Origin of the sequence: Xanthomonas sp. DAR 35659 (assembly GCF_041242975.1) — a bacterium.
In the GTDB taxonomy this organism is placed as follows: Bacteria; Pseudomonadota; Gammaproteobacteria; order Xanthomonadales; family Xanthomonadaceae; genus Xanthomonas_A; species Xanthomonas_A medicagonis.
Window position 1 is genome coordinate 5,104,028 of sequence record NZ_CP162488.1, and the last position, 24,711, is coordinate 5,128,738.

At 70.2% G+C, this 24,711-nt stretch carries 21 protein-coding genes; 7 read left to right on the forward strand and 14 right to left on the reverse strand.

Features of this window, described 5'->3' with window-relative positions; genetic code table 11:
• Entirely contained in the window at positions 1 to 1,224 is a 1,224-nt protein-coding gene (locus AB3X07_RS21740; RefSeq protein WP_369941175.1) for an efflux RND transporter periplasmic adaptor subunit, read from the reverse strand.
• 160 nt (positions 1,225 to 1,384) lie between these two features.
• Here AB3X07_RS21740 and baeS point away from each other — a divergent pair, with 160 nt between their 5' ends.
• Both baeS and AB3X07_RS21750 read left to right on the forward strand, forming a co-directional pair.
• A complete protein-coding gene (gene baeS / locus AB3X07_RS21745; RefSeq protein ID WP_369941177.1) occupies positions 1,385 to 2,764 on the forward strand; it encodes a sensor histidine kinase efflux regulator BaeS in 1,380 nt (459 codons plus the stop codon).
• A complete protein-coding gene (locus tag AB3X07_RS21750) occupies positions 2,761 to 3,444 on the forward strand; it encodes a response regulator (RefSeq protein ID WP_369941179.1) in 684 nt (227 codons plus the stop codon). Before baeS ends, AB3X07_RS21750 begins: the two co-directional genes overlap by 4 nt.
• Before the next feature lie 109 nt (positions 3,445 to 3,553).
• Here the strand turns inward: AB3X07_RS21750 and purU are convergent, their stop codons facing one another.
• Positions 3,554 to 4,405, reverse strand: a complete 852-nt coding sequence (purU, locus tag AB3X07_RS21755) for a formyltetrahydrofolate deformylase (RefSeq protein WP_369941181.1) — start codon at positions 4,403 to 4,405, stop codon at positions 3,554 to 3,556.
• Between the two features lie 342 nt (positions 4,406 to 4,747).
• On the opposite strand from purU, the gene AB3X07_RS21760 reads away from it, so the two are divergent.
• On the forward strand, positions 4,748 to 5,671 hold the full coding sequence (locus AB3X07_RS21760; RefSeq protein ID WP_369941182.1) for an IS110 family transposase: 924 nt from the start codon (positions 4,748 to 4,750) through the stop codon (positions 5,669 to 5,671).
• 235 nt (positions 5,672 to 5,906) lie between these two features.
• On the opposite strand, the gene AB3X07_RS21765 is transcribed toward AB3X07_RS21760, so the two are convergent.
• From AB3X07_RS21765 to AB3X07_RS21780, 4 genes are all read right to left on the reverse strand, one after another.
• On the reverse strand, positions 5,907 to 6,317 hold the full coding sequence (locus AB3X07_RS21765; protein WP_369944841.1) for an XVIPCD domain-containing protein: 411 nt from the start codon (positions 6,315 to 6,317) through the stop codon (positions 5,907 to 5,909).
• A 150-nt stretch (positions 6,318 to 6,467) separates the two neighbouring features.
• On the reverse strand, positions 6,468 to 7,343 hold the full coding sequence (locus tag AB3X07_RS21770) for an NAD(P)-dependent oxidoreductase (protein WP_369941183.1): 876 nt from the start codon (positions 7,341 to 7,343) through the stop codon (positions 6,468 to 6,470).
• Positions 7,344 to 7,389: 46 nt separating this feature from the next.
• Positions 7,390 to 8,535: an NADH:flavin oxidoreductase/NADH oxidase gene (locus tag AB3X07_RS21775; protein WP_369941185.1), complete on the reverse strand. Its 1,146-nt coding sequence runs from the start codon at positions 8,533 to 8,535 to the stop codon at positions 7,390 to 7,392.
• Between the two features lie 81 nt (positions 8,536 to 8,616).
• The gene (locus AB3X07_RS21780; RefSeq protein ID WP_369941187.1) at positions 8,617 to 9,477 is read right to left on the reverse strand and encodes an NAD-dependent protein deacetylase; all 861 of its coding nucleotides are present in this window, start codon (positions 9,475 to 9,477) and stop codon (positions 8,617 to 8,619) included.
• Positions 9,478 to 9,718: 241 nt separating this feature from the next.
• On the opposite strand from AB3X07_RS21780, the gene AB3X07_RS21785 reads away from it, so the two are divergent.
• Complete coding sequence (locus AB3X07_RS21785; RefSeq protein ID WP_369941189.1) at positions 9,719 to 10,459, forward strand: response regulator transcription factor; 741 nt, start codon at positions 9,719 to 9,721, stop codon at positions 10,457 to 10,459.
• Here the strand turns inward: AB3X07_RS21785 and AB3X07_RS21790 are convergent.
• Entirely contained in the window at positions 10,440 to 11,852 is a 1,413-nt protein-coding gene (locus AB3X07_RS21790; protein WP_369941191.1) for a sensor histidine kinase, read from the reverse strand. The two genes, AB3X07_RS21785 and AB3X07_RS21790, sit on opposite strands and share 20 nt — an antisense overlap.
• 128 nt (positions 11,853 to 11,980) lie before the next feature.
• On the opposite strand from AB3X07_RS21790, the gene AB3X07_RS21795 reads away from it, so the two are divergent.
• Positions 11,981 to 14,314: a YadA family autotransporter adhesin gene (locus AB3X07_RS21795; protein WP_369941192.1), complete on the forward strand. Its 2,334-nt coding sequence runs from the start codon at positions 11,981 to 11,983 to the stop codon at positions 14,312 to 14,314.
• Positions 14,315 to 14,371: 57 nt separating this feature from the next.
• Positions 14,372 to 16,327, forward strand: a complete 1,956-nt coding sequence (locus AB3X07_RS21800) for a S8 family serine peptidase (RefSeq protein WP_369941194.1) — start codon at positions 14,372 to 14,374, stop codon at positions 16,325 to 16,327.
• A gap of 37 nt (positions 16,328 to 16,364) precedes the next feature.
• Here AB3X07_RS21800 and AB3X07_RS21805 read toward each other — a convergent pair whose 3' ends face one another.
• Positions 16,365 to 16,745, reverse strand: coding sequence for a VOC family protein (locus AB3X07_RS21805; protein ID WP_369941196.1), 381 nt, complete (start codon positions 16,743 to 16,745; stop codon positions 16,365 to 16,367).
• 33 nt (positions 16,746 to 16,778) lie between these two features.
• On the reverse strand, positions 16,779 to 17,972 hold the full coding sequence (locus AB3X07_RS21810) for an MFS transporter (RefSeq protein WP_420018526.1): 1,194 nt from the start codon (positions 17,970 to 17,972) through the stop codon (positions 16,779 to 16,781).
• Positions 17,973 to 18,129: 157 nt separating this feature from the next.
• On the opposite strand from AB3X07_RS21810, the gene AB3X07_RS21815 reads away from it, so the two are divergent.
• Positions 18,130 to 19,035, forward strand: a complete 906-nt coding sequence (locus AB3X07_RS21815; RefSeq protein WP_369941201.1) for a LysR family transcriptional regulator — start codon at positions 18,130 to 18,132, stop codon at positions 19,033 to 19,035.
• A 103-nt stretch (positions 19,036 to 19,138) separates the two neighbouring features.
• Here AB3X07_RS21815 and AB3X07_RS21820 read toward each other — a convergent pair whose 3' ends face one another.
• From AB3X07_RS21820 to AB3X07_RS21840, 5 genes are all read right to left on the reverse strand, one after another.
• On the reverse strand, positions 19,139 to 19,807 hold the full coding sequence (locus AB3X07_RS21820; protein ID WP_369941203.1) for a VOC family protein: 669 nt from the start codon (positions 19,805 to 19,807) through the stop codon (positions 19,139 to 19,141).
• A 161-nt stretch (positions 19,808 to 19,968) separates the two neighbouring features.
• A complete protein-coding gene (locus AB3X07_RS21825) occupies positions 19,969 to 20,301 on the reverse strand; it encodes a thioredoxin family protein (RefSeq protein WP_369941204.1) in 333 nt (110 codons plus the stop codon).
• Positions 20,302 to 20,391: 90 nt separating this feature from the next.
• Positions 20,392 to 20,946: a flavodoxin gene (locus AB3X07_RS21830; protein ID WP_369941206.1), complete on the reverse strand. Its 555-nt coding sequence runs from the start codon at positions 20,944 to 20,946 to the stop codon at positions 20,392 to 20,394.
• Between the two features lie 96 nt (positions 20,947 to 21,042).
• Positions 21,043 to 22,083 carry a ribonucleotide-diphosphate reductase subunit beta gene (locus AB3X07_RS21835; protein ID WP_369941209.1) on the reverse strand — a complete coding sequence of 347 codons (1,041 nt, stop codon included), beginning with the start codon at positions 22,081 to 22,083 and terminating at the stop codon, positions 21,043 to 21,045.
• A 107-nt stretch (positions 22,084 to 22,190) separates the two neighbouring features.
• On the reverse strand, positions 22,191 to 24,605 hold the full coding sequence (locus AB3X07_RS21840) for a ribonucleoside-diphosphate reductase subunit alpha (protein ID WP_369941211.1): 2,415 nt from the start codon (positions 24,603 to 24,605) through the stop codon (positions 22,191 to 22,193).
• Positions 24,606 to 24,711 lie beyond the last annotated feature (106 nt).

A 24,711-nucleotide genomic window follows, 5' to 3' on the forward strand; every position in this document is an offset into this window, starting at 1 on the left:
TCAGTCGGCCTTCGGCGCCGCGGCAGCGTTGCCCTGGGAGGCCGTGGTTGCAGTGGCGGCGGCATTGCCGGTCGCCGCGGTCTCGGTCACTTCCACCGCCTTGACCTCGGCGCCGACCGACACCTTCTGCAGGCCCTGCACGACGACCCGGTCGCCGGCCTTCAGTCCGTCGCGCACCACCCACTTGTCGCCGATCGCATCGCCGGTGGTCAGCACGCGCTGGGCGACCTTGTTGTCGCGGCCGACCACCATCGCCACCGCCTCGCCCTTGCTGTTGCGGCCGATCGCCTGCTGCGGCACGAGGATGGCCTGCTCGTCCACGGCCATCGACAGCATCGCCTTGACGTACATGCCCGGCAGCAGCAGGCGATCGGGATTGGGCACCACCGCGCGCAGTTTGACCGTGCCGGTGGCGGTATCCACCGCGGCATCCACCACCTCCAGCGTGCCGCTGCGCGCGTAGGTGCTGCCGTCCTCCAGTTGCAGCTTCACTTCGGCCTTGCCGTCCACCGCCTTGAGCTGGCCGGCGTCGAGCTGGCGGCGCAACCGCAGCAACTGCGCGCTGGACTGGGTCACGTCCACGTACATCGGGTCGAGCTGGTTGATGGTGGCCAGCACCTCGCTCTGGCCGGCGTTGACCAGCGCGCCCGGCGTGTAGCTGGAGGTGCCGATGCGGCCGGAAATCGGCGCGGTGATGCGGGTGTAGTCGAGATTGATGCGCGCGGTCTGCAAGGCGGCCTTGGCTGCGACCACTGCCGCCTCGTTCGCGCGCAGCGTGGCCAACGCATCGTCGCCGTCCTGCCTGCTCACCGCATCCAGCCCGACCAGGGTCTGGTAGCGCTGCGCCTTGGGCCTGGCCGACAGCACCGCCGCCTCGGCCTGCGCCAGGTCGCCCTTGGTGGTGTCGTACGCGGCCTGGTAGCTGGCCGGATCGATCTCGTACAGCACCTGCCCGGCCTGGACGTCCTGGCCTTCGGCGAACAGCCGCTTGCGCAGGATGCCGCCGACCTGCGGACGCACCTCCGAGCTCATGTAGGCCACGGTCCGGCCGGACAGGGTCTGGTCGAGCGCCAGGCGCTGCACCTTGACCGTCTGCACGCCGACCTGCGTCTGCGGCATCTGCGGCGGCGGCTTGGAGGAACAGGCGGCCACGCCCGTGAAAACGACGGCGAGCAGCAGCCAGCGCGAGGGCGACATGGAGAAACGACGGACGACGGGCAGCATGCGGCGAACTCACGGGAGATCCGAAGGTGGCCACGCTAGGGCGGGAATGTGCAGCAAATTTGGAGATTGCCGACGACGGCGTGGATTCGCTTGCTTTCCCCTGCCGCGACGCGGCTAATACGCAGCATCTGTCGTTCCCGCGCCGCGCCTTGCCTCTCCGATGAAACTGGGCCTCACCGCCAAGCTGTTCCTCGCCATCCTCGCCGCATGCGTGACGGTGCTGCTGATCAATGGCCTGGCCGTACAGGCCTTCGTCAAACGCCAGTTCCTGGACTACCTCAACCAACAAGGCGTGGAGCGCATGCTGGAGACCTTGCCGCGGGTCAGGGCCGAGTATGCCCGGCACGGCAACTGGGACTTCGTGCGCGACAATCCCGATGTGTGGTTCGTGCTGATGCGCCCGGAGCATGGCCCTGGTACACCGCCCAGGGCACCTCCGATTTCCGACCAGACCGGCGCGGTGTTTCGCTTCGCGCTGCTCGACCAGGACTACAGGCCGGTGATCGGCAATCCCGATGTCGGTCGGGACGACATCCTGCGCCCGGTGGTGGTCGGCGGCCGTACCGTCGGCTGGATGGCGATGCTGCCATTCCAGAAGGCGCTGGCGGCGGCAGACGCACGCTTCTACGCGGCGCAGCAACACGCATGGTGGATGATCGGCAGCGCCTCGCTGGTGATCGCCGCACTGCTCGGCTGGCTCCTGTCGCGCGCCTTGCTGCGGCGCATGCGTGGTCTCACCGGCGCCACCCACCGCCTGGCCGCCGGCGACTACGCCACCCGCATCGACGCCAGTGCGCGCGACGAACTCGGCCAGCTGGCGCGCGACTTCAACCTGCTGGCGCAGGCGCTGGAGCACAACGAACGCGCGCGGCGCGACTTCATGGCCGACATCTCGCACGAGCTGCGCACGCCGCTGGCGGTGCTGCGCGCCGAACTCGAAGCGCTGCAGGACGGCATCCGGCCGATGACGCCGGACTCGCTGGGTTCGCTGCACCAGCAGATCGGCCAGCTCGGCAAGTTGATCGAGGATCTGTACGACGTGTCGCTGACCGACGTCGGCGCGCTCGCCTACCGACGCGCGCCGGTCGACCTGGCGGTGATCCTGTCCACTGTCCTGGACGGCATGCGCGCGCGCTTCGTTGCCGCGCAGCTGCAGGTGCAGGTGCAGATCGACGCCGGCCCACTGCAGGTGGACGGCGACGAGCGCCGCCTGCAGCAACTGCTCGGCAACCTGCTGGAGAACACGCTGCGCTACACCGACGCCGGCGGCACGGTGCAGGTGCGCTGCATGCGTCGCGACGCGATGCTGGAACTGGTGGTGGAGGACAGCGCACCGGGCGTGGAGGCAGACAAGCGCGCCCGCCTGTTCGAGCGCTTCTACCGTGCCGAGGCCTCGCGCAACCGCGCCAGCGGCGGCAGCGGCCTGGGCCTGGCGATCTGCCGCAACATCGCCGAGGCCCATGGTGGTGCGATCGACGCCGAGGCCTCGGCGCTCGGCGGATTGCGCGTGTTGTTGCGTTTGCCGGCGCTGGCCGCATGAGCGGCCTGGACCCGATCGGGCACGTGCTGATCGTCGAGGACGAACCGCGCCTGGCCGCGGTGCTGGGCGAGTACCTGCACGCGGCCGGCTATTCGCACGACTGGATCGCCGATGGCGCGCAGGCGCTGGGCGCGTTCCGCGCGCAGAAGCCGGACCTGGTGCTGCTGGACCTGATGCTGCCCAACCGCGATGGCCTGGAGATCTGCCGCGACCTGCGCAGGGAAAGCGCGGTGCCGGTGATCATGGTCACCGCGCGCGTGGAGGAGATCGACCGCCTGCTGGGCCTGGAGATCGGCGCCGACGACTACATCTGCAAGCCGTTCAGCCCGCGCGAGGTGGTGGCGCGGGTGCAGGCGGTGCTGCGTCGCCATCGCCATGATCCCAAGGGCGCGCCGGCGCCGGGCCTGCGGATCGACGAGGACGCCTGCCGCGCCAGCGTGCACGGCCGCGACCTGGACCTGACCCAGGTCGAGTTCCGCCTGCTGCGCACCCTCGCCGCCGCACCGGGGCGCGTTTACTCGCGCGAACAACTGATGGACCGTCTCTACGTCGACCACCGCATCGTCACCGACCGCACCGTCGACAGCCACGTCAAGAATCTGCGCCGCAAGCTCGCCGACGCCGGCGTGGAGGACTGGGTGCGGTCGGTGTATGGGGCCGGTTATCGCTTCGAGCCGTGATTGGGGATTCGGGATTGGGGATTCGCAAAAGCGGCTTGGCTGATCGCCGTTGCGGTTGCAGCGCTGCCGGCTCTGGCGAATCCCCAATCCCGAATCCCCACTCCCCGCCTCACCGAAACACGACCGTGCGATGCCCATTGAGCAGGATGCGATGCTCGACGTGGCGGCGTACCGCGCGCGCCAGCACCTGCGATTCGATGTCGCTGCCCAGGCGGACCAGATCGCGCGGGGTCATCGCGTGATCGACCCGGGCCACGTCCTGTTCGATGATCGGACCCTCGTCGAGATCGCCGGTGACGTAGTGCGCGGTGGCGCCGATGATCTTGACCCCGCGTGCGTACGCCTGGTGATACGGCTGCGCGCCCTTGAAGCTGGGCAGGAAGCTGTGGTGGATGTTGATCGCGCGCCCGGCCAGCGCCGCGCACAGCATGGGCGAGAGGATCTGCATGTAGCGCGCCAGCACTACCAGATCGATATTTTCGCGCTCGACCAGGGCCAGCAGTTGCGCCTCCTGCTCGGCGCGGTTGCCGGCATCCACCGGCAGGTGATGGAACGGCACGTCGTAGGAACCTGCCAGCGCGGCGAAATCCTGATGGTTGGACGCCACCGCGGCGATGTCCACGCGCAGTTGCCGGCTGTGCGCGCGGAACAGCAGATCGTTGAGGCAGTGGCCCTGCTTGCTGACCAGCACCAGCAGGCGCGCGCGGCGGCGCGCGTCGTGCAGTTGCCAGTCCATCGCGTAGTCGGCGGCGAGCGGCTCCAGTTGCACCTTCACCGCGGCGACGATGCCGTCGGCGGGCACGTCGAAGTGCACGCGCAGGAAGAAGCGGCCGCTCTCCTCGTCGCCGAACTGCTGCGCGTCGAGGATGTTGCAGCCATGCTCGAACAGCAGGCCGCTGACGCGGTAGACGATGCCGGTACGGTCCGGGCAAGACAGGGTCAGGATGTAGTCGGGGCGCATCCGGGGATGATAGGGGAGAATCGCAACCCGGAAGGCAGGATGCGGCAGATCGCCAGGCATCTCCTGTAGGAGCGGCTTCAGCCGCGACAGGCATTCCCCGAGGAGCCTGTCGCGGCTGAAGCCGCTTGTGTCAAAAGAGGGTCTATCGTTGAAGGTGAGAGCGGGGTGCGGCAGGCCGTTAAGCCGCAGTGCCAAGCGAGCACGAGTAGGAGTCAGCGCCGCCGCACCCCGGTTCTCCTGCCTGACAAGCCCGAACAGTTGCCTGAGCCGGGAGCTCGAACATCACAAGCCTGGGCATTGGCAGGAGCGCTCTCGACCCTAAGTCTACTGCGGAGAAAGTCTATGCGGCGCTTTGTCGGGATCGATGTTGCCAAGGCCGAACTGGTCATTCATGTGCTGCCGGACGCACTGGCCTGGACCCAGCCCAACACGCCGCAAGGGCGCGTTGAGCTGGTCCAGCGTCTGGCGAGGCTGGAGTGCGAACGGATCGTGCTGGAAGCCAGCGGTGGCTACGAACATGAGGTGCTGCGGACGTTGCGCCAGGCCGACTTGCCGGCGGTGCGGATGTGCGCGCAGCGCCCGCGGGCGCTGGCCAAGGCGCTGGGCATCAAGGCCAGGACCGATGCCCTGGACGCGCGCCTGTTGGCGGTTGCCGCCCAAGCCATTGCGGCCACCCCGACGGACGTGTTGCCCGAGCACCTGCAGCACCTGCGCGAACTGCTGGATCTGCGCAACGCCCTGGTCGGCCAGCACGACGCCCTCCGGCGGCGTTTGGAGCACATCACCAGCCCGGAGGTGCGGCGCCACTGCCAGGAAGCGATCGACCTGCTGAAGCGGCAGAGCGATGCGCTGAAGCGAGACCTCCAGCAGCAGGCCGACGCGTGTTCGACCCTGCCCAAAGTGCCGGGGCTGGGGCCGATCCTGCGCGCCACCCTGGCCGCAGGTCTGCCGGAACTGGGAACGCTGCCGCCGCGCAAGCTGGCTGCCCTGGTCGGGCTGGCACCGTTCAATCACGACAGCGGCCGCTGGCAAGGCCAGCGCCGCATCAAAGGCGGGCGCAGCGACGTGCGCCGCGCGCTGTACATGGCCACCTGGGCCAGCATCCGCGCCAAATCCCCCTTGGCCCAGACCTATGCGCGCCTGCAAGCGGCCGGCAAACCGGCCAAGGTCGCCATCGTCGCCTGCATGCACAAGTACCTACGCTGGCTCAACGCCATCGCACGCGATCAGGCCTCTTACGCGCCTCCCGTCATCGCTGCTGCATGACAGTTGACTCCTACAGGGATCTGCGGCGCACGGGCGGGGTTCATCGCGGTAGGGACTGCGGTCCCTACCCTTTCCGGCACCGCAAGCTCGCCACTTCGTTCGTCGCGGCTGAAGCCGCTCCTACATAAACAGGGGCTTGCGGCACGCCGGCCGAGTGCACTGTGGGAGGGACTTCAGTCCCGCCGCTTTCCATCGCCGGAAACGCACCGCGTCACTTGCCTGCGCCAGCCTGCGCTCAGTCCGGCCGCAGCCGCAGCGCCAGGCGCCGGTTCACCTTCTCCAGCCGCGCCAGCGACTCCTCCACCGACATGCCGACCGCTTCGTGGGTGGTGATGTGCGCGCGCAGGTGCGCCGGATCGTCCAGGTCGCCGCGCACCAGGAACACGTTCTCGCCATCCTCCACGTCGCCGATCTCGCGGCTGAGCACCACATGGTCGACCTGGTCGAAGCCGTACTCCTTGGCCAGCGGCAGCAGCCGCGCCACCATGCGTTCGCTGATCGCGTCGGGCGCGCGGCCGCAGGCGGCGTCCAGTGCGTGCACGCCTTCGCGGATCTGCGCGTACAGCAGATGATCGGGATGGTCCGGATGCTCGGGGCCGAGCATGGCCTCGCGCTCGACCGCGCGTGGCGGCTGGATGGGCGTCATGGCGCCGGGGTCGGACGAATTCGGGCTCATGGCATCCTCCTATGATGCGCCTGCGGGGCCGCCGCACCTTAGCGGCAAGCGTGCGCCAAGCTCAAGCGTGGCGCAGCAGTGTGCACCACGCCGCGACAAGGCCGCCTGAAGATCGCGCGCTCAGGCCTGCCCGGCGTGGCGCGCGGCGACCTTGGCCAGCGCCGACCAGTCCAGGTCGCCGTCGCCGTGCGCGATCGCGTCGATGAACTGGTCGCGCAGCACCGCCGCCAACGGCATCGGCACGTGCCGGGTTTCGCCGGCGCTCAACGCCAGGCGCACGTCCTTGAGTCCCAGCGTGGTCTTGAAGCCGGCCGGGCTGTAGCGCTGCTGCGCGATCATGCCGCCGTAGGTCTGGTAGGCCGGCGCGGCGAACAGGGTGTTGCCGAGCATGCCCAGGAAGTCGGCCGCCTCCACGCCGTGGCCGCGCACCAGCGCCGCCGCTTCGGCCATGGTGCCGATCGCGCTGGCCAGGCACAGGTTGGCGGCCAGCTTGACCGCGTTGGCCTGCTCCGGCGCCTCGCCGAAGTACCAGGTCTTGCGCCCAATCACGTCCAGCAGCGGCTGCACCCGCGCCAGCGCGGCGGCCTCGCCGGCGGCGAGCAGGTTGAGCTGGCCGGCGGCGGCCACGTCGTTGCGGCCCAGCACCGGGACGGCCAGATACGCCACGCCGCGCTCGGCATGCAGGGCGGCGAGCTCGCGCGCCAGCGCCACCGAGATCGTGGCCATGTTGACGTGCACGCTACCGGCCGGCAGCGCGTCCAGCGCGCCGCGGTCGAGCAGGGTCTCGCGCACCGCCGCGTCGTCGGCCAGCATCGAGAACAGCACCTGGCCGCGGCCCGCGTCGGCCGGCTGCGCGGCCAACTGCGCGCCGGCCTCGACCAGCGCCTGCGCCGCGCCCGCACTGCGGTTCCACACGGTCAGCGCATGTCCGGCGCGCAACAGGTTGTGCGCGATCGGTTGGCCCATCGTGCCCAGGCCGAGAAAGCCGATGCTCATCGCGAACTCCTTGCAGGATTCAATGTCGGGGGGGTGCGTGCGCGGGTCACGCGTCGAACAAGCCGCGCGCCGAGCGCGGCTCGCAACGCAGGTATTGCGGCGCCGGCGTGAGCTTGGCGCCCAGCGCGGCGGCGGCGTGCCACGGCCAGCGCGGATCGTAGAGCAGGCCGCGGGCCAGCGCGATCGCATCGGCCCGGCCCTCGGCCAGGATCGTCTCGGCATGCTGCGGTTCGGTGATCAGGCCGACCGCGATCACCGGCATCGTCACCGCGCGATGCAGCGTCTCGGCCAATGGCACCTGGTAGCCGGGCGCGACCGGGATCTGCTGGCGGCGATCGAGACCGCCGCTGGACACGTGCAGGTAGTCGCAGCCCTGCGCCTGCAGCGCCTGCGCCAGCGCGACGCTCTGCGCCACGTCCCAGCCGCCGTCGACCCAGTCGGTGGCGGAGATGCGCACGCCCACCGCCATCGAGGCCGACACCGCGGCGCGCACCGCCGCGTGCACGCGCAGCAGCAGGCGCATGCGGTTGTCCAGGCTGCCGCCATAGGCATCGTCGCGCTGGTTGCTCAGCGGCGACAGGAACTGATGCAGCAGGTAGCCGTGCGCGGCATGCAGTTCGATCAGCTCGAAGCCGAGCCGTTCGGCGCGCTGCGCGGCGGCGACGAAGGCCGCGACGATGGCATCGATCCCGGCCAGGTCCAGCGCCTGCGGCGGCGTGCCCTGCTCGGCGAAGGCCAGCGCCGAAGGCGCCACGGTCTGCCAGCCGTTGGGCTGGTCCGGCGCGATCGCGCCGCCGCCGTCCCAGGGCTTTTGCGTGGAGGCCTTGCGCCCGGCATGGGCCAACTGGATGCCCAGCGGCATCGGCGACCAGCGCCGCACCGAAGCCAGCACGTCGCGCAGCGCCGCTTCGGTGGCGTCGTCCCACAGGCCCAGGTCGGCGTAGCTGATGCGCCCGCGCGGCTCCACCGCGGTGGCTTCCAGGATCATCAGGCCGGCGCCGGACTGCGCCAACTGACCCAGATGGATGGTGTGCCAGTCGCTGGCCTGGCCCTGCTCGGCGGAGTACTGGCACATCGGCGCGACGACGATGCGATTGGACAACGACAGCGGCCCCAGGGCGAGGGGCGAGAAGAGATGGCTCAAGGCGGCATTCCGTGGGGGGCGTCCGCCCTGCGGCGGGCAGGTCGCCATTGCACTCCTGACGCCGCGGTCGATCAACCACCGCCGATGGATCAGTTCGTGCGCGGATTCGGAACGTGTGGCGTCGCGCGGTCAGGCCGCCGCGCGCGGCAGCAGGAAGTCCAGCGCCTGCGCGCAGGAGCGGGACACCTTCAGACTCAACAGGTCGTCGCCGCGGGTGCGGCCCAGGGTGACCGCGGCGATCGGCAGGCCGGCCTTGGCCGCGGCCTGCACGAAGCGGAACCCGGAATAGACCATCAGCGACGAGCCCACCACCAGCATCGCGTCGGCCTGCTGCAGATGCGCGGAGGCGCTGGCCACGCGCTCGCGCGGCACGTTCTCGCCGAAGAACACCACATCCGGCTTCAGCACGCCGCCGCACTGCGTGCACGCCGGCACCACGAAGGCGGCAAAGTCCACGTCCTCCAGGTCGGCGTCGCCATCGGGCGCCTGCGCAGCCTGCAACGACGCCCACTGCGGGTTGTGTTGCAGCAGCTGCTGCTGGAACGCCTCGCGCGGCAGGCGCCGCTCGCAGCCCATGCAGCGCACCACGTCCAGGCGCCCGTGCAGGTCGATCACCGCCTGGCTGCCGGCCGCCTGATGCAGGCGGTCCACGTTCTGGGTCAGCAGCAGTTCGACCTGACCGCGCGCCTCCAGCCGCGCCAGCGCCGCATGCGTGGCGTTGGGACGGGCGTGGCCGAAGCGCGGCCAGCCGACCAGGCTGCGCGCCCAGTAGCGTTGCCGCGTCGCCACCTCGCCCATGAACGCCTGGTAGGTCACCGGCTGCGCGCGCTTCCAGTCGCCGGCCGCATCGCGGTAGTCGGGAATGCCCGAATCGGTGCTGCAGCCGGCACCGGTCAGCACGAACAGGCGCCGATGGCGCGCGACGAACGCCTCCAGCGCGGAAGACGCGGCCTGCGCGGACGCGGCGTGATCGTGCGGCAATTGCGACATCGTGGACATCCCGGGCGTGATGGATGCGGGCCACGGCGGCGTGGCGTGTTCCTATCTAGGGCGTGCGCCGCGGCAACGCAAGCCTCGGACGCCGCGCTCGCTGAAGCGTTGCCACGCGCATTGAAAGCCCGCTGGAAACTGGCTACTGTCCAGGACGCGGCAGGATGCTCGGCGGTCACGGCCAGCTCGACGCCGCACGCTGCCTCCGTGAGGAATGCCGTCCCTTCGCCGATTCCGCCTCGTGAGCCGCGTTTCCGATCCAACCCCGCCCCCGCTCGCCGCCACCGCTTCCGCGCCATTGCGCGTGGCGTTGCTGGAGGACGACGACGTGCTGCGCGACCGCGTGCTGCTGCCCGGGCTGCTGCGGCACGGCTTCGAGGCGATCCCGCTGCGCACCGCGCAGGCGCTGTGGGCGGCGCTGGAGGCGCAGCGGTTCGACCTGATCGTGCTCGACATCGGCCTGCCCGACAGCGATGGCTTCACCTTGACCCAGCAGCTGCAGGACCGCCGTCCCGGCATGGGCATCGTCATCCTCAGCGGCCGCGGCGAGCAGCCGGATCTGGTGCGCGGGCTGATCCAGGGCGCCGACGCCTACCTGATCAAGCCGGTACAGATCGAGATCCTCGCCGCCACCTTGTTCAGCGTGGCCCGGCGCATGTTGCGGCCGAGCGCGCCGGCCAGCGAGGAATGGCAGTTGCAGGACGACGGCTGGTGCCTGTTCGCGCCCGACGGGCAGGCGGTGCCGTTGACCGCCTCCGAACGCAAGGTGCTGCAGAGCCTGTGGCAGGCGCGCGGGCGCCTGGTCAGCCGCGATGCGCTGATCGGCATGCTCGGCGGCAACGCCGGATTGGAGATCGATCCGCACCGGCTGGACGCATTGCTGCACCGGCTGCGGCAGAAGGTGCACGAGCGCACCGGCGTGCCGCTGCCGCTGAAGTCGGTACGCGGCGAGGGCTACCTGCTCATGCCGCAGGAACGCTGAGTCCGGCCAGCGGCAGACGCAGCACGAAACAGGTTCCCGCACCGGGCGCGCTGCGCACCTGCAGGCTGCCGCGCGCCTGTTGCGCCATCTCGTACGCCACCGCCAGGCCCAGCCCGGTGCCCTGCCCGGCCGGCTTGGTGGTGAAGAACGGCTCGAAGATCTGCCGTTGCACGTCCGCGCTCATGCCGATGCCGGTATCGGCGATCTCGATGCGCGCGAAGGCGTCTTCGCGCTGCAGGCGCAGCGAGAAACAGCCGCCGTCGGGCAGCGCATCGCGCGCGTTGGCGGCGAAGTTGAGCAACGCCAGGTCGAGCTGGCTGCGGTCCAGGAACAGCGGCAACGGTTCCGGCGCCAGGTCCAGTTGCAGCCGCACCGTCGGCCCGAACAGCTGCCGCAGCATCGGCTGGATGGCGGACACGGCCTCGTTGGCGTCGAAGCGTTCGGGCACGCTCAGTTCGCGGCGGCTGAAGCTGAGCAGCTTGCGGCTGATCGCCACGCCGCGCTGCGCGGCAAGCTCGATGCCGTGCAGCGCCTCGGCCATCGCCAGCGCGTCGCCATGCGGCTCGAAGTCCAGCTCGTGCACGCGATGGCGCTGCTCGGTGTAGCCGACGATCGCGGCGAGGATGTTGTTGAAGTCGTGCGACACCCCGCTGGCCAGGTGCCCGACCGACTCGATCTTCTGCAGGTGCAACAGCCGCTGCTGCGCCTGCGCGCGTTCGCGCATCTCCACGCGCAGCAGCGCGGCGTTGCGGCGCGCGCGGCGCAGGCTCTCGCGCAGCGCGGCCACGGTGCGGTCGAGCACCAGGGTGATCATCAGGTAGCTCAGCGCCAGCGACGGCAGGTTCTGGAACGGGCTGCGGTTGCCGCGCGGGTCCTGGCCCCACGGGCTCTCCATGCCCAGCCAGAAGATCAGCGGAATGCACAGGTACACCAGCCACAGCGCGCGGCGCCCGATCACCAGCGCGGCCAGGGTCAGCATCATCATCGGATACGGATCGAAGGCCTGCAGCTGGTAGCCGAACGCCAGGTTGGCGGCGACCGCCGAGCACAGCACCACCGCGATGAACGCGGCGGCGGCCTGCTTCAGCAGGCCGCGGCGGATCATCCAGATCCCGCCCCAGGCCGCGGCCGCGACCGCCGCATCGGTGCCGGCATCCACCGCCAGTTGCCCCGTGCTCATCTGGATGCGCGGCGCGGTCAGCAGGTGGTAGAGCTTGTTGAGCGGGATCTCGCTGCCCAGGAACAGGAACAACACCTGCAGCGCCGGAGCATTGCGCCGGTCCACCGGGTCGGCGATCGGCACCCGGCGCAGCCAGGCCGAGGCGCGGCGCCACAGCCGCGCGCCCAGGGCCAACGCGGGAATGTGCGATGCGCGTCGCGGACCGGCTCCCATGGCGGTGAGTCTAGCGTGAGGAAACCGTGAATTTACGTGCATTGAAGCGGGACGCCGCCTGTCGCCTTAATCGGGTCTAAACCCATCGCCGGCACGCCCAGTGCCCGGCATCAGCCCTGGATCCGACCATGCCCCTTCTGCCCGCCCCGGCGCGTTCGCGCCAGACGCCCGCCCACCTTCGCATGCTGCCGCCGCTGTCTTACGGCCTGTTGACCGCCGCGGTGCTGCTCGCCCTGGCACCGCTGGGCGCCGGCGCCGCCGAAGCGCCGGCCGTGCGCACCGTCGCCGCGCAGACGGTGCCTGCCGCGCAGGCCGAGGACACGACCGCGGCCGACGACGGCGCCGACGACCCGGCGCAACCGGTGCAGCCGGGCAGCCAGAACACCACCCGCTACTTCCTGGCCGAAGGGCTCAACGACGGCAGCGACTACGCCAGCGCCGCCGGCCTGCGCGCGGTGGCGATGGGCGCGCGCGCCGATGCCTCCGACGCCTTCGCCATCGCCATCGGCCACCACACCGTCGCCTCGGACAGCGCCGCCATCGCCATGGGCGACGGCGCGGTGGCCAGCGGGACCTCGGCGATCGCGGTCGGCGGCAGCTTCTTCGGCAGCGCCGTCGGCGATTCCGCCGGCGCGCAGAGCACCGGCTTCGGGGCGCTGGCGATCGGCACCGCCGCCGCCGCCACCGCCGGCAACGCCAGCGCGCTGGGCTGGAACGCCAGCGCCGATGGCGACAGCGCCACCGCGGTCGGCTCCACCTCCTCGGCCAGCGGGCTGTACGCGACCGCCGTCGGCGGCTCGGCCCGCGCGGAAGGCGAACAGGGCAGCGCCTTCGGCTACGCCGCCTGGTCGTCCAATGTCGGCGCCACCGCGATCGGCGGCTACAGCGACGCGTCCGGCTACTTCGGCACCGCGCTGGGCTACACCGCCGCCGCCAGCGGCGATGGAAGCGTGGCGATCGGCGAAGGCGCCGCGGCTTCCGGCCAGCAGAGCGTGAGCATCGGCGCCAGCAACAGCGGCATTCCGGCGCAGGCCAACGGCCTGGGCGCGGTGAACGTGGGCGCCGGCAGTTGGGCGCTGTCGGACTACGGCGTGGCGCTGGGCTTCGACAGCCATGCCGATGCGGTGCGCAGCATGGCGCTGGGCGCGCAGGCCCTGGCGACCAGCGAGAGCGCCACGGCGGTGGGCGGGCAAGCCTACGCCGACGGCGTGGAGGCCAGCGCCTTCGGCAGCATCGCCAGCGCCAACGGCGCCGGCGCCACCGCGCTGGGCAGCGGCGCCAGCGCGATGGCCGCCGGTACCGTGGCATTGGGCTACAACAGCGCCGCCACCGGCGCCAACAGCGTGGCGATCGGCGCCGGCTCGCTGGCCGACCGCGACAACGCGGTCGCCTTCGGCAACGACGGCGCGCTGCGCCAGCTCACCTACGTCGGCGCAGGCACCGCCGACACCGACGCGGTCAACGTGCTACAGCTGCGCAGCCTCGCCAGTGCGCTAGGCGCCGGCGGCATCGGCAGCGACGGCAGCTTCAACGGCGGCAGTTACCTGATTCAGGGGCGCAGCTACGGCAACGTCGGCTCGGCGCTGTCGGCGCTGGATGGCGCGCTGTCGGCGCTGGACACCCGGGTCGGCACCCTGGCGCAGAGCGGCGGCGGCGCGGTGGCGATCGGCAGCGGCGCCGAGGGCGGCCCCAGCGTCGGCGCCGGCACCAATGCAGTGGCGGTCGGCGCGCAGGCCACCGCCAACGGCGAGAACGGCACCGCCATCGGCTCCAATGCGCTGGCCTACGGACCCAACGACACCGCGCTCGGCGGCAACGCGCGGGTCAATGCCGACGGCAGCACCGCGGTCGGCGCCAACGCCAGCATCAGCGCCAGCGCCACCAATGCCGTGGCGGTGGGCGAAAGCGCCACGGTCACGGCCGCCTCCGGCACCGCGCTGGGCCAGGGCGCCTCGGTCTCGGCGGACAACGCCGTGGCGATCGGCCGCGGCTCCTCCGCCACCCGCGCCAACACCGTCTCGGTGGGCAGCGCCGGCAACGAACGCCAGATCAGCAACGTCGCCGCCGGCAGCGCCGCCACCGACGCGGTCAACGTCGCGCAGATGCAGGCCGGCGACAGCGCCACCCTGAGCAGCGCCAAGGCCTATACCGACAGCCGCCTGGCCGGCTGGGACGACAACCTGACCAAGCTGCGCAACGACACCGACCAGCGCTTCCAGCACCTGGACCGGCGTATCGACCGGATGGGCGCGGTCAGCGCCGCCTACGCCGGCATGGCGACCAACACCTCCGGCTTGGCCGGGGCCAACCGCATCGGCGTCGGCGTCGGCTCGCAGGGCGGCGAAAGCGCGCTGGCGGTCGGCTACCAGCGCGCGATCGGCAACCGCGCCAGCGTCTCGCTCGGCGGCGCCTTCTCCGGCAACGAGAAGAGCGTGTCCGCCGGCGCCGGCTTCAGCTGGTGAGCCGTGCCTGATCGCCTTACGCCTGCCCCGCTTCCGACCTTTCGTAGAGAACCCGCCATGTCCGACGTTTCCTCGTTTCCCCGCAACCTCCTGGCGCTGGCACTGGGGGCCGCGCTGGCCTCCAGCGCGCACGCGCAATCCGCTGCGCGCTTCGCCGTGCTCGACACCGCCGCGCCCGGCCAGTCCAAGGTCTACGACGGCCTGATCGTGACCTACCGCGACGGCAGCAGCGAGCGCCGCGATGCGGGCGCCGCCGCCACCAAGCTGAAACAGATCATGGCCGCGCGCAGCGCCGCCAACGTGTGGGCGACCACCTACCGGCAGAGCGCGCCGGCGCTGAACCGAGTGCGCCGGCTCGCGATCGGCGCCGATCTGGTGCGGCCCGACCGGCGCCTGAGCCAATCGCAGTTGGAGACGTTGATCGCCAACCTCAAGGCCGACCCGGCGGTGGCGCACGTGGAGCCGAACCTGTTGCTCAAGCCGGTGCGCAGCACCGCGCAGGCCACGGCCACGGCGACCGCCGCGCCGAACGACCCGGGCTACTCCGTGCAGTGGCACCTGCGCACGCCCGATGGCCACCTGGAGACGCTGGCGCCGGAGACCACCGGCTATCCCAACCGCGGCGGCATCGACCTGCTGCCGGCCTGGCAGTACGGCACCGGCCAGGGTGTGGTGGTCGCGGTGATCGACACCGGCATCACCGCGCATCCGGACCTGGACACCTCGCTGGCCAGCGCCGGCTACGACTTCATCAGCGATGCGCTGCTCTCCGGCCGCGCCAGCAACGGCCGCGTGGCCGGCGGTTGGGACACCGGCGACTGGACCACCGAAGACAAGTACCTGGTCGCCAACGGCGGCTGCGCGCAGCCGGCGGACCAGAAAGGCAGTTCCTGGCACGGCACCCACGTCGCCGGCACCATCGCCGCGCGTACCAACAACGGCGTCGGCATGGCCGGCGTGGCGCCGGACGCCAAGATCCTGCCGATCCGCGCGCTCGGCCACTGCGGCGGCACCACCGCCGACATCGCCGATGCGATCGTATGGGCCTCCGGCGGCCACATCGACGGCGTGCCGGACAACGCGAACCCGGCCGAGGTCATCAACATGAGCCTGGGCGGCGGTGGTTCCTGCGCGCAGGATTCGGTGACCGCCAACGCCATCGCCAGCGCCATCGCGCGCGGCAGCGTGGTGGTGGTGGCCGCCGGCAACGACAACGCCGACGCCGCCGGCTACTCGCCGGCCAGTTGCCCGGGCGTGATCAACGTGGCGGCCAACGGCATCACCGGCGGCCGCGCCTACTACTCCAACTACGGCAACACCATCACCCTGTCGGCTCCCGGCGGTGGCGTGTATGCCAACGACGCGGCCAGCGGCGCGGGCTCGGTGCGCACCGGCCTGGTCTGGTCCACCCTCAACACCGGCGAGAAGGGCCCCGACCAGCCGGCCTACGCCGGCTATGCGGGCACCTCGATGGCCTCGCCGCACGTGGCCGGCGTGGTCGCGCTGGCGATCAGCGCCGCGCTCAACGCCAACCGCCCGGTGCCTTCGCTGGCGCAGTTGCGCGACATCCTGACCCAGACCTCCATTCCCTTCCCGAGCAAGCAGACGCCGTACATCGGCGCCGGCATCCTCAACGCCGGCAAGGCCGTCGCCCGTGCCGCCGGCGCCGCCGGCGGCGGCGACGAGGCCAGCGCCATTAGCGTGGGCCGCGGCACCATCGCCAAGCTGTCGGCCGCGGCCGGCCAGGGACCGCTGTACCGCCTGGACATGCCGGTCAACGCCCGCAACCTGCAGATCCGCACCCTCGGCGGCAGCGGCCAGCTCAAGCTGTACGTGCGCGCGGTGCGCGCGCCCGGCGCCGACGGCAGCAATGCCGACTACAGCTCGGTGCGCAGCGGCACCACGCAGAACGTGCAAACGGCGCTGCCGGCCACGGGCAGCTATTTCTTCCGCCTGGTCGGCGGCAGCGGCGGCTATGCCAACGTGACCCTGTCGGTGAGCTACTCGGAGTAACCGCGCGGCGCGGGCGCTGCCGCGGCGGCGCCCGCCGTCACACCGGGTTGGCGACCTCGATCAGGCTGCCGTCCGGGTCGCGGAAATACAGCGACAGGATTGGGCCGGTGGCGCCCGTGCGTTGCACCGGCCCGTCCTCGATCGGCACGGCGGCGGCCTTCAATTCCTCCGCCACCTGCGCCAGCGGCGTGGCGGTGAGGAAGCACAGGTCGCCGGAACCGGGCGTGGGCGCGCGCGCCTTCGGCTCGAATTCGCGGCCGGCGGCATGCAGGTTGATCTTCTGCCGGCCGAACGCCAGCGCGGTGCGGCCTTCGCCGAAGCGCTGCACCTGCATGCCGAGCACGCGCGTGTAGAACGCGCAGCTGGCCTCGATGTCGGCGACGGTAAGGACCAGATGGTCGAGGTGGTCGATCTGCATCGCGGCAGTCCTGTTGGATGATGCCGGCGCGGCTCACTCGCCGCGCGGCGGATGCGGCCCGAAGCGGCCGTAGGGGCGGCTGTCGTCGGCGCCGCGGCGCAGCACCTGCGCGGCGACCAGGCCGATGCCCAGCAGCACCAGGCAGCAGGCGACCAGCGCGTTCCAGCCGCCGTGCTGCCAGGCCGCGCCGCTGAGCGAGCCGATCAGGCTGGCGCCGGCGTAGTAGGCCAGCAGGTACAGCGAGGCGGCATGGCCCTTGTTCTGTCCGCCGAGGCGGCCGACCCAGGCGCTGGCCGCCGAGTGCGCGACGAAGAAGCCGATGGTCAACAGCACGATGCCGGCGATGACCACCGCCAGCACGTGCGCGACGGTCAGCGCCACGCCCAGCGCGGCGGTGGCGAGCCCGGCCAGCACCACCGGGCCGCGGCCGAAGCGGTCCGATGCCGCGCCGGCCACCGACGAGGACACGATGCCGAACACGTAGGCGCTGAAGATCATGCCGAGCTGGCTCTGGCTCAGCCCGAACTCCGGCCCGCCCAGGCGAAAGCCGGCGTAGTTGTAGACGCTGACGAACACGCCCATCGCCAGGAACGGAATCGCGAACAGCCACGGCAGGTGGCGGTCGCGCAGGTGCCCGGCCCAGGCCTGCAGGTGGAAGCGCAGGTTGATGCCGCGGCGGCGCACGAAATGCCGCGACGGCGGCAGCAGCAGCACGAAGCCGACCGCGACCAGCAGATCCAGCGCGGAGAACACCGCCAGCGCGGTGCGCCAGTCGAAATGATCGGTCAGCACGCTCATGCCGATGCGCCCGACCATGCCGCCGAACGCGTTGCCGGCCACATACAAGCCGGTGGCCGCGCCGAGCTTGCGCGCGGGCAGTTCCTCGGCCAGATAGACCATCGCCACCGCCGGCACTCCGCCCAGGGCCACGCCGGACAGCGCGCGCACCACCACCAGCGCGCCCCAGTGCGGCAGGTACGCGGCGAGCAGGTTGAGCAGCGCCGCCAGCGCGATCGACACGAACATCAGCCCGCGCCGGCCCAGGTTTTCCGACACCGCGCCGGCGCAGAAGATCGCGAGCGCCAGGCCGCCGGTGGCCAACGACAGCGGCAGCGAACTGGTCGCCGCGCTGACCTGGAATTCGCGCGCGAACGCCGGCAGCAGCGGCTGCACGCTGTACAGCAGCGAAAAGGTGGCGAAGCCGGCCAGGAACAAGGCCAGGCGCATGCGCGCCAGCGGCGCAGTCTGCTCGATCGGCACTGGCGGGCATTGGCTGGAAACGGTCACGACGGCACGGCGGCGGAAAGGGATGGCCAGTATTTGCCTGCGCCAGGCCGGCGTCCAATATATGATCCAGGCTGTTTCCATATCTTCTGGATATGACATGGAACTGCGCCATCTGCGCTACTTCCTGGCCGTCGCCGAGGCCGGCCATTTCACCCGCGCCGCGGCGCAGCTGGGCATCCAGCAGCCGCCGCTGAGCCAGCAGATCCGCGCGCTGGAGCAGGAGCTGGGCACGCCGCTGTTCGTGCGCACGCCGCGCGGCGCCGACCTGACCGAGGCCGGGCGCGCCTTCCGCGGCGAAGCCAGGCGCGTGCTCGCCGACCTGGAACGCGCCGGCGACGCCGCGCGCCGCGCCGCGCGCGGCGAGAGCGGCGTGTTGCGGCTGGGCTTCACCGCCTCGGCCGCGTTCAACCCGGTCGTGCCGACGCTGGTGCGCAACTTCCGCCGCGGCTGGCCCGCGGTGGCGCTGGCACTGGAGGAAACCAATACCGCCGGCCTGCTCGCCGCGCTGGTGCAGAGCCGACTGGATGCGGCCTTCATCCGTTACAGCGTGGCCACGCCGCCGGAGTTGCAACTGCTCAAGTTCCCGGACGAGCCGATGAAGATCGCGGTGCCGGCCGCGCACCGCCTGGCCAAGCGCAAGCGTGCACCGCTGTCGGCGCTGGCCGGCGAACCGTTCATCCTGTTTCCGCGCAGCTTCGGCACCAGCCTGTACGACGAGATCCTCGATGCCTGCCGCCAGGCCGGCTTCGACTTGCAGATCCAGCAGGAGGCGCCGCAGATGTCCTCGATCGTGAACCTGGTCGCCGCCGAACTCGGCGTGTCGGTGGTGCCGGCCTCCACCACCCAGGTGCAACTGCCCGGCGTGCGCTACCTGGACATCGACGGCCGCGTGCCGATGGCGCGGCTGGCGCTGGCGACGCTGCCGGCCACCGCGCAGGCGCTGCCGGTGGTGCGCCACCTGTGGCAACTGGCGCAGGCGCACGCGGCGGGCAAGCGCGGATAGCCAGAGATTAGCTCCCTGCAGGAGCGGCTTCAGCCGCGACAGGCATCATCCGAAGGTTCTGTCGCGGCTGAAGCCGCTCCTACAGAACGCACACGCACGCGGCTCATTGCGACACCACTTCCCACCCCGCCGCGTCGCGCAGCGCCTGCCCGCCGCGCACGCCTTCGACCAGCACCCGCACGCCGTGCGCGAACGGCAGCTGGCGCTGTTCGGGAAACCAGCGCCGCTGCGCATCGACCAGGATCAACAGGCCCTCGTGATCGCCGAGCGGCGCGAACACGTCGGACGGCGGCATGAACGCCGGAACCGCCATGCCCGCCTGCGCCGCGGCGGCCACCGCGGCGACCTGCGCGCTGGGCAAGCCGACCTCGCTGATGCAGAGCAACTCGGCCGCGGAAAAGGCGCCGTCGGCGACGGCCTCCACCTGCAACGGCTGACGCGCGATCAGTTCCAGCACCGCGCCGTCGGGTCCGGCGAAATACACCGACTGCGACTGCCAGGCGGCGCCGAGGCTGAAGCGGGATTCGCCCAGCGGGTCGCGCAGCAACGGCACGCGCTGCGACAGCCAGTCGCAAGCGGCGGCGAAGCGCGCCGGGGGAATGTTGAAGGCCAGGTGCGCGCTGCCGACTGGAGCGTCTGCAGCCACCAGGTCGAGTCGGCTCCAGCCGACGCTGACGCATGCCCCGTCGACCGGCAAGTGCAGCACGTCGCGATAGAAGGCGGCGCTGGCCGTGGGGTCGTTGCTGGACAGGCGGATGTGCGTGATGCGCATGGCGGCTCCTTGTGCGGGGAGCCGTATTGAACGACCTCAAGTGTGGTTGAGGTCAAGCGCGACGCCTGGGCATGGCTCTTGTAGGAGCGGCTTCAGCCGCGACAGCACCTCCGGAAGGAACCTGTCGCGGCTGAAGCCGCTCCTACAGGAATGCGTGGCGCTCAGGCCAGATGCGCGCGCACCGCCTCGTCGATCTTCGCCGGCGGCACGAAGCCCGGCACGCGCGCCACTTCCTCGCCCTGGCGGAACAGCATCAGCGTCGGCGTCTGGCGCAGGCCCTGAGCGCGGAAGAAGTCCTCGCCCACGTCTTCCATCTTCACCTTGAGCAGGGTCACGCCCTGCGCGCTCTCGCCCTCGGCGAAGCGCTCCAGCGACTTGTCGAGCATGCGGCAGCCGGGGCAGTTGTCCTTGTTGAAATCGGCCAGCACGCGCGGATGCGCGGCGATGGCATCGGCGAACTGTTCGGCGGTGGCGACGGTGATGGTGGTGAACATGGAGCGGAACCTTGTCTGATGTCGGAGGATACCCGGCGCGGGATGGCGCAACGCCGGCGTTGCCAGGAAAACGAATGGACCGATGCGGCGTCAACCGCTGCCGCGCAGCGGCAACGCCATCGCCGCGAACCCGGCCGTACTGCCGGACGCGGGCTCGGCCACCGGCGCGGCGCCGTCCGGCCGCGCGCGCGCGGCGCGCAGCGCCAGCACCTGCGTGCACCAGGCGTCGATCGCGGCGTTGTCGCGGTCGCCGTGCGGCATCTGCTCGATCTCCAGCAACGGATAGGCGCTGTCGAAGAAACGGGCGATGCGCTTGACCGCGCCGCAGTAGTACTCCAGCCCCCACTGCGTCTCGCCGGTGCCGAACGCCGCGACCTCGATCGTCTTGCCGGTCGCCTCGACCAGCTCGGCGATGTAGCGCTTCATCTCCGCCGGCGTGCGCCCGGCGTTGTCGCTCCAGCTGCCGAGCAGGTGCAGGTCGAACTCGGCCGCGCGCGCGGCGTCGCCGAGCGCACCGTGCAGGGTCTGCAGGTCGGTATGGATCCAAGTCACCGCATGCCCGGCCGCCTCGCACTGCGCATGCACGCGGCGGGCGACGTCGCGGGTATTGCCGCTGAGCGAGGCGTAGGCGAGCAGGATACGCATGGGGCAGAGATTGGGGATTGGGGATTAGGGATTCGTCAGAGCGGGCGCGCGGTTGCTTTTACCAATCCCGAATGCCCAATCCCAAATCCCGGCCCCTCAGAGATCGTCGAAGCCGTTGTCCGAGTTGGTCTTCTTGTAGCTGGCGTTGCGCATCTCGAAGAAGTCGGTCTTGGTCTCGGTGAAGTTGTCGGCGTAGGCCTTGATCCACGGCATCACGTTGTCGCTGGCGTCGGTGTACAGCTTCTCGATGCCGAGCATGCCGGACATCTTGTTGGCGCGGTACTTCACGTACTGGATCATCTCGTCCACGTCGATGCCCTCGATGCCGTCGAGCACTTCCGAGGACCACTCGGTCTCCAGGCGGATCGCGTGTTCGAAGGCCTGGTGCACGTAATCGGTCAGCTCGTTGGTCTGAAGTTCGGTGTTCTCGCCGATGATGGCGCGGATCAGCTCGCTGATGAACTTGGTGTGGGCCAGCTCGTCGCGGTTGATGAAGCTGATGATCTTGCCGGTGCCGGTCATGCGGTTCTGCCGCACCAGGTTGTAGAAGTAGGCGAAGCCGGAATAGAAGTTGATGCCTTCCAGGATCGAGGACTGGATCAGCGAGCGCAGCAGGGTCTCGGCCGTCTTCTCGCGCATGAAGTCGTCGTAGGCCTGCATGATCGGCTGGTTGCGCGCGATGATGGTCGGGTGCGTGCGCGCGATCTCGAACACGCGGTTCTGGTCGGCCAGGCCGGCGATCGAGGCCAGCACGTAGGAGTAGCTCTCGTTGTGGATCACTTCCTGCTGGCCGATGATCGCGGCATTGGCGTGCGCGGCCGGGTCGGTGATGTATTCGGCGACGTTGTAGATGAAGCGCGTCTGCGGCGAATCCAGCGTGGCCAGCAGGCCGATGATCGAGTCGTAGGCGTTCTTCTCGCGCGCCGACAGCTCCCCGTACTGCTTGGCATCGCCCTTCATGTCCACTTCGTCGGGGATCCAGAAGTTGGTCGACAGCTCCTTGTACGCCCGATAGAAGGACGGGTACGGGATGTCGTTCCAGTTGAGGATGCCGCTGGTGGTGCCGTTGATGATGCCGGTGGAGCGGTTGGGGTGCAGCGGTTCGAGGATCTTGATGCGGTCGAGCGCGATGGCCATGGACGTTGCTTCGGTAGTCGGGTGGACGGCGCCGGCGAACGGCGCGGGGAATGCGGGACGCGCGGCGGGACGGCCCGCCGCGCGGCGCTGGCGTCAGGCGCCGGCGATCAGCTCGAGCACCACTCGCACTCGCTGATGTCGATGTCGTTGGAACGCACGTAGTAGGTGGTCTTCAGGCCTTCCTTCCACGCGGTCATGTGCAGGTCGAGCAAGGTGCTGGCGCGGATGGTGCTGGGCACGTAGAAGTTGAAGCTGATCGACTGGTCGACATGGCGCTGGCGGCGCGCGTTCTGGCGCACGCTGGCGAACTGGTCGACCCGGTAGGCGCCCTTCTCGTAGTACGGATAGGAGTCCACGGTCAGGCCCGGCGCCACCACCGGGCGGCGGAAGTCCTTCTTCTCTTCGTAATAGAACGCGCTGTAGATCGGGTCGATCGAGGCGGTGGAGCCGGCGATCTGCGCGGTGCTCATGTTCGGCGCCACCGCCACCATCCAGGCGTTGCGCACGCCGTTGATGCTGACCTGCGCCGCCAGTTCCTGCCACTCGGGGCTGGTGTAGCCGCGCTTGCTGAAGTACTCGCCGTTCTGCCAGTCGCTGCCCTTGAACACCTTGTAGGCGCCCTTCTCCTTGGCCAGCGCCAGGCTCGCCTGGATGGTCAGGTAGTTGATGCGCTCGTACAGCGCATCGCTGTACTCCTCGGCCTGCTTGGAGTTCCAGTCGATGCCCTTCTGCGCCAGCAGGTGGTGCCAGCCGAAGGTGCCCAGGCCGATCGCGCGGTACTTCTGGTTGGTGATGGTGGCCTGCGGCACCGGCAGGTCGTTGAGGTCGATGACGTTGTCGAGCATGCGCACCTGCACCCGGATCAGCCGCTCCAGCACGTCCGGCGTCAGCAGGTCCGGCTGCGCGGTGACCGCGCGGCCCAGGTTCACCGAGGACAGGTTGCACACGACGAAGTCGCCGGCCTGCTTGGTGGTGACGATCTGGTCGCCGCTGATCATCTCCTGGATGACCCGCGTCGGGCTCATGTTCTGCAGGATCTCGGTGCACAGGTTGCTGGAATAGACCATGCCCTGGTGCTTGTTCGGGTTCATGCGATTGACTTCGTCGCGATAGAACATGAACGGGTTGCCGGTCTCCAGCTGGCTGACCATGATCCGCTTGAACATGTCGATGGCCTTGACCACCTTGCGGCCGATGCGCTCATCGGCGACCACTTCCTCGTACTTGGCGCGGAACGTGCCTTCGCCGCGCTTCTCGTCGAAGAAGTCCTGCAGGTACCAGCCCTTGACCTCCTTCACCTCGTGCGGGTCGAACAGGTACCACTCGCCGCGGCGCTCGACCGCTTCCATGAAGATGTCCGGCACGCACACCGCGGTGAACACGTCGTGCGCGCGCAGGCGCTGGTCGCCGTTGTTCAGGCGCAGGTCCAGGAACGCCTCGATATCGCGATGCCAGATGTCCAGGTACACGGCGATGGCGCCCTTGCGCTGGCCGAGCTGGTCCACCGACACGGCGGTGTTGTTGAGCTGCTTGATCCACGGCACCACGCCGCCGCTGGAGTTCTTGACCCCGCGGATCGCCGAGCCGGAGGAACGCACGTAGCCCAGGTAGGCGCCGACGCCGCCGCCGTGCTTGGACACGCGCGCCACGTCGGTGTTGGAGTCGTAGATGCCCTGCAGGCTGTCGTCCACGGTATCGATGAAGCAGCTCGACAGCTGCCCGCCGATCTTGCCGGCGTTGGCCAGCGTGGGCGTGGCGACGGTCATGTACAGGTTGGACAGCGCCCAGTAGGCCTCGCCGACCAGTTGCATGCGGCGCTCGCGCGGCTTCTCGTCCTGCATCAGGTACAGGGCGATGGTCAGCCAGCGCTCCTGCGGCAGTTCGTAGACCTTGCGCGAGGTGTCGGTGGCCAGGTAGCGCGTGGCCAGCAGATAAAGGCCGTTGTAGGCGAACAGCTTGTCGCGCTCCGGGTCGATCATCCTGCCGGCTTCGGCCAGTTCGTCCTTGGAGTAGTTCTTGAGGATGTCGATCGAGTACACGCCGCGGTCGGCCAGGCTCTCCTGCAGGCCGACGTAGGAGCCGTACTTCTCGCCGGCATCGTAGAAGCGGTTCTTGCTGGCGCGCTTGTACAGGCGGTGCAGGTACAGGCGCGCGGCGAAGTACTCCCACTCCGGGGTGGCGATGTCCACGCGCGACTCGGCCTCGCGGATCAGGTAGTCGACCATGTCGTCGGCCGACAGGCTTTCCTTCTTCTCGACGAAGGCGAAGGCCTTGCGCTCGTAGTCCGCCACGTCCAGTTGCGGGAACTCGGCGTGGATCCGGTCCAGGGTGCGCTGCAGGCGCGAGCGATCGAAGGCCATGCGGCGGTTGCCGCCGTCCTTGACGATCCAGGTCACGGCGCGCTGGTCGTTGCTCGGCTCGCTGGCGGCCACGTCGGGCTGCGCGGCGGCGGCGGCCGGCGTGGAATCGACGTCGGCGGCGTCGAGGGGGGCGGCGGCCGGCAGGCTGTGGGTCTGGCTCATGAAGGTCTCCAAGCGTGGTTGCACCGGCTGCCCGACCCTCGCAGGCAGGCTCCGACCGGATCAGCAGCGTGGGGACGCGGTGTCGCAGCGACCGCGACGGCGCAGG

Coding starts and splice junctions, on each gene's coding strand:
- AB3X07_RS21775 (WP_369941185.1), bottom strand. CDS start 8,535: ATGGCGACCTGCCCGCCGCAGGGCGGACGCCCCCCACGGAATGCCGCC.
- AB3X07_RS21820 (WP_369941203.1), bottom strand. CDS start 19,807: ATGCGCATCACGCACATCCGCCTGTCCAGCAACGACCCCACGGCCAGC.
- AB3X07_RS21780 (WP_369941187.1), bottom strand. CDS start 9,477: ATGTCGCAATTGCCGCACGATCACGCCGCGTCCGCGCAGGCCGCGTCT.
- AB3X07_RS21835 (WP_369941209.1), bottom strand. CDS start 22,083: ATGGCCATCGCGCTCGACCGCATCAAGATCCTCGAACCGCTGCACCCC.
- AB3X07_RS21760 (WP_369941182.1), top strand. CDS start 4,748: ATGCGGCGCTTTGTCGGGATCGATGTTGCCAAGGCCGAACTGGTCATT.
- purU (WP_369941181.1), bottom strand. CDS start 4,405: ATGCGCCCCGACTACATCCTGACCCTGTCTTGCCCGGACCGTACCGGC.
- AB3X07_RS21800 (WP_369941194.1), top strand. CDS start 14,372: ATGTCCGACGTTTCCTCGTTTCCCCGCAACCTCCTGGCGCTGGCACTG.
- AB3X07_RS21765 (WP_369944841.1), bottom strand. CDS start 6,317: ATGACGCCCATCCAGCCGCCACGCGCGGTCGAGCGCGAGGCCATGCTC.
- AB3X07_RS21805 (WP_369941196.1), bottom strand. CDS start 16,745: ATGCAGATCGACCACCTCGACCATCTGGTCCTTACCGTCGCCGACATC.
- AB3X07_RS21825 (WP_369941204.1), bottom strand. CDS start 20,301: ATGTTCACCACCATCACCGTCGCCACCGCCGAACAGTTCGCCGATGCC.
- AB3X07_RS21815 (WP_369941201.1), top strand. CDS start 18,130: ATGGAACTGCGCCATCTGCGCTACTTCCTGGCCGTCGCCGAGGCCGGC.
- AB3X07_RS21770 (WP_369941183.1), bottom strand. CDS start 7,343: ATGAGCATCGGCTTTCTCGGCCTGGGCACGATGGGCCAACCGATCGCG.
- AB3X07_RS21795 (WP_369941192.1), top strand. CDS start 11,981: ATGCCCCTTCTGCCCGCCCCGGCGCGTTCGCGCCAGACGCCCGCCCAC.
- AB3X07_RS21840 (WP_369941211.1), bottom strand. CDS start 24,605: ATGAGCCAGACCCACAGCCTGCCGGCCGCCGCCCCCCTCGACGCCGCC.
- AB3X07_RS21830 (WP_369941206.1), bottom strand. CDS start 20,946: ATGCGTATCCTGCTCGCCTACGCCTCGCTCAGCGGCAATACCCGCGAC.
- AB3X07_RS21790 (WP_369941191.1), bottom strand. CDS start 11,852: ATGGGAGCCGGTCCGCGACGCGCATCGCACATTCCCGCGTTGGCCCTG.
- baeS (WP_369941177.1), top strand. CDS start 1,385: ATGAAACTGGGCCTCACCGCCAAGCTGTTCCTCGCCATCCTCGCCGCA.
- AB3X07_RS21810 (WP_420018526.1), bottom strand. CDS start 17,972: ATGCGCCTGGCCTTGTTCCTGGCCGGCTTCGCCACCTTTTCGCTGCTG.
- AB3X07_RS21750 (WP_369941179.1), top strand. CDS start 2,761: ATGAGCGGCCTGGACCCGATCGGGCACGTGCTGATCGTCGAGGACGAA.
- AB3X07_RS21740 (WP_369941175.1), bottom strand. CDS start 1,224: ATGCTGCCCGTCGTCCGTCGTTTCTCCATGTCGCCCTCGCGCTGGCTG.